Source organism: Albidovulum sp. (assembly GCF_049646345.1).
GTDB lineage: Bacteria > Pseudomonadota > Alphaproteobacteria > Rhodobacterales > Rhodobacteraceae > Albidovulum.
The window spans coordinates 1-3,339 of sequence record NZ_JBARVQ010000653.1; the positions used below are offsets into that span (position 1 = coordinate 1).

4 protein-coding genes are annotated in these 3,339 nt (G+C 61.4%); 2 read left to right on the forward strand and 2 right to left on the reverse strand.

Annotated elements, in window-relative coordinates:
• Both WBB85_RS17120 and WBB85_RS17125 read right to left on the reverse strand, forming a co-directional pair.
• Nucleotides 1-1,396: ParB/RepB/Spo0J family partition protein (locus tag WBB85_RS17120; protein ID WP_432639807.1), on the reverse strand; the 1,396-nt coding region annotated here is incomplete at its 3' end.
• Between the two features lie 321 nt (nucleotides 1,397-1,717).
• A complete protein-coding gene (locus WBB85_RS17125; RefSeq protein WP_432639808.1) occupies nucleotides 1,718-2,104 on the reverse strand; it encodes a DUF3768 domain-containing protein in 387 nt (128 codons plus the stop codon).
• 650 nt (nucleotides 2,105-2,754) lie between these two features.
• On the opposite strand from WBB85_RS17125, the gene WBB85_RS17130 reads away from it, so the two are divergent.
• Complete coding sequence (locus WBB85_RS17130; protein WP_432639809.1) at nucleotides 2,755-2,988, forward strand: type II toxin-antitoxin system HicA family toxin; 234 nt, start codon at nucleotides 2,755-2,757, stop codon at nucleotides 2,986-2,988.
• A complete protein-coding gene (locus tag WBB85_RS17135) occupies nucleotides 2,985-3,317 on the forward strand; it encodes a type II toxin-antitoxin system HicB family antitoxin (protein WP_432639810.1) in 333 nt (110 codons plus the stop codon). The genes WBB85_RS17130 and WBB85_RS17135 overlap by 4 nt, the downstream gene beginning before the upstream one ends.
• Nucleotides 3,318-3,339 lie beyond the last annotated feature (22 nt).

The window sequence follows — 3,339 nt, forward strand, 5'->3', positions numbered from 1 at the left end:
CGTCAAGGGCATAACCCTCGGCCTCGGTCGATGGCCAGTTCGGAACCTCGTTCGTGGAAATCCCGAGCGGTGCGGTCCAGTGCAGCGCGTGGCTCAACTGATAGGCCAGAAGGTCGATCAGCAAGTCCGGATCGCGCAAGATCGCGTGTTGGCGCGCGCCTTTGGCAATGCGGCCAAGATCGTCGCGAAGTTTCTGGCTGATGGGCGATTTCGGCGCCGTATCGGCCCCGGCGGCACCATGTTGCGATTGGCGCAGGAACCCGGCCTCGATGGCAGCGGCGCGGTCCTCGCGCGTCACCAACCCTTCGGCGGTCTGCAATTCGCCTCTCTGGTTTACATAGATCAGGACGCCCGCGACGGCCTTCTGCTCAGAGGTCCATTCGCCCTTTTGAAAGGCTTCAAGCTCTGCAAGTTCGGCCTCGCCTGCCTCGTCCAGTCCCTCGCTTTCGGCCAATTCCAACAATTCGTCACAGCGCTCGGCGTCGGCCTCGCTCAACACGCCCTCGTCGCGATAGATGCGGCCAAGTTTGCGGTCCTCGATTTCGTGATACCCGAGATATGTTGCGTCCAGCGCCTCGGTCCATTTCCAGCCCTCGCCGGTCATGTCCTCTGCCGTGGTGTGGATTTTCGATGCGAACAACCGGTCAAGAAGCCCAACATCATCGAAATAGACCTGCTCGGAAAAGAGATCGCGCGTCACCTGACCGCCTTCGGCTTCATAGGATTCCTGACCAACGAACACCGCGCGGCGGTCGGTCTGGCGCACGGCGTCGGGTCTGAGCATTTGCCGGATGTGATGATCGCTGTAATTCGCGCCCCGAACCTGTTCCAGCACGGCCAGTGCGTTTGTCTCGTCCTCGCTGATGGTGAAGGTGGCTGCGTTTTGCAGGGTGATTTCACCGGCTTTCAGAGCGTCCAGCACCGGGGCGGGCAGGCCCGCCAGTTTCAGTCGGCGATAGACATGCGGCTCGGTCACGCCGAAGGCCACGGCGATGGCGGGCACCGCAACGCCACGCGCGGCCATCTGGCCATATTCGCGGATTTCATCGGCGGGATGGGGCTGCTCGCGCTGGTGGTTCTCGCTCGCGGCCCACATTTCGGCAGTGGCCTGATCCGGGACCATCTTTACCGGGATCGACGCAAAGCGCGGATCGTCCTGCAGGAGGGCCAGCGCGCGATAGCGCCGCCCCCCGGCGACGATGCCGACACGCCCCGCATCGTCGCGTAGCCCCGCAAGGTTCTGGATCAGCCCAAGCTCGCGGATATTCGCGGCAAGTGCCTCGATGCCCGCCGGGTCGATGACGCTGCGCGGATTGAGGTCGGAAATGTAAAGATCGGCAAAGGCGATCCGCTCGATGCCTTGGTCTGGCAGGATGGCACTATCATGTTTTGTCATTGGGACATTCCTTGTTCATGTGGTGAGGTTCGTGTTATTGGTGCCCCAGCCCTGACGGGCTGAGGCGTGGGGGCTAGTCGGCCCCGTGCTGGATCAGGAAGCGGCGGCCTATGCCAAAGTGATCGCCCTTCCTGAGAAGCGCCTGTGCCTCAGCCACAAGACGCTTCATCAATTCCTTGCTCATTGTTCTCACCTCCTTTCGGTGCGGGTTACTGCTGTTCGTGAGTGGGGCGGGAAGGGCGGTGGCCGCCCCTCCCTTGGGCCTGACGGGCAGGCCAGCCTCGGGCGCGCGGGATGGGAGGGGTCCCCGCACGGCCGAATTCAGTATTCGGCGGCGAGCATCACGGTCAGAACACGCCGGGTGAGGTCGGGATTGGCCGGATCGTCCGACCCCATGCGGTAGGTCCGGTCAAACAGGTCGATCTTCCAGAAGAGCCGCACGTCGCCGTCGCCGGTGCTGACTTCGAACGCCCCGAAATCATGTTCGCCATGGGGATCGTTGTCCGCGTCGAACACTTTGAAGCCCTGCACCGCCGCCATGATCGCGACCTTGGCCGCAAAGGGCAGAAGGTTGACACCATGGGTCATCACAACCTGCCCCGGCACGGCGAAATCCGCCCCCCAGGTCGTCCGGAACCGGTCGTTCTGCTCCGCGATCATCCGCGTTTCCTCGCACTCGTCGCGCGCGACACTCTCAAATCCAGCCATTCTGTTTCCCTTCGTGGTGAGGGCGTTGGCCGTTTGCCCGACCATCCGCCAGTGGCAGAGCCTCGGCTGATCTGTCAGACGAAATGCCCCATGCATTTCGGCTGGACAGAGCAGGCGAGGGCGAAGCCCGACCTGCGGCCGGACGGGGCGCAGTCAACCGGGCGGAAAAGGGGGTGGTGCGGCCCACAGCCCGGCACGGGCGAGGACACGGCCCCTTTAGAGCCGCCGCGCCCGCGCGGCGCTTGCCGGTTTACTTCGCACCGGCCGGATGGCAGGCGGACCAACTGACAGGAAGACCGTCGGGGCAGGGGGGAGCGCAGGCTTTTGCCTGCGTCGATCCCCTGTCACGGCAATTGATTCATGACGATCCGCGCTTCATGCGCGGATCTCCGTATCCTCAATATGGGGTAGATTCCGGTAGGGCCCCATCGGAAGGTTTGTGGGGTCTGTTACGGCTGAGTGCAGGATCGTACGTTAACGTCCCATATGGGAAGCATACAGAGCGCAAAACATGTAAGCATGATTGCATGCAAAGCGCCTTTGCGCGATGCACTACCTCCATGCCACGTAGGTGCTAAGGAAAAAGAATTTTTGCTTGCACTATATGCTAGCGCGTTCTATATGACCTGATGAACAGCAAACACCGCAAGATGCTGGCCGTTGTCTTCACAGACCCGGTGTCAGGAACAATTGAATGGTCAGCGGTCGAGAGGTTGCTTGTCGCCGCTGGCGCACAAGTGATCGAAGGACGCGGTTCGCGGGTGCGGTTCGAAAAGGATGGCGAGGTCGAGACGTTTCATCGTCCACACCCCGCCAAGGAAGCCAAACGGTATCAAGTTCGCGCTGCCCGCGCATTTCTGGAACGGATCGGAGTAACGCCATGACCAACTCTATGACCTACAAGGGCTATTCGGCCCGTATCGAGTATGACGACGACGACGGTATCTTCACTGGGCGCATCGCGGGTATCCGCGATGGGGTTGGATTTCATGCCGACACTGTTGAAGCGTTGCGGGATGCGTTTCATGAAGCGGTCGAAGACTATGTTGAGACCTGCGCAAAGATCGGCAAGGAGCCGCAGAAGGCATTCTCTGGCCAAGTTATGTTCCGCGTCGATCCAGAGGTCCATCGCAAGGCAGCACTCGCAGCCGAACTGTCAGGCAAGAGCCTGAACCAATGGGCCGAAGAGGTTCTGGACCGGGCGACAGGGTAGGGCGCTTAAATGGATTCATATC

Bases quoted from the DNA above. Each gene is read 5' to 3' on its own strand.
- WBB85_RS17125 (WP_432639808.1), bottom strand. From the start codon at position 2,104: ATGGCTGGATTTGAGAGTGTCGCGCGCGACGAGTGCGAGGAAACGCGG.
- WBB85_RS17130 (WP_432639809.1), top strand. From the start codon at position 2,755: ATGCTGGCCGTTGTCTTCACAGACCCGGTGTCAGGAACAATTGAATGG.
- WBB85_RS17135 (WP_432639810.1), top strand. From the start codon at position 2,985: ATGACCAACTCTATGACCTACAAGGGCTATTCGGCCCGTATCGAGTAT.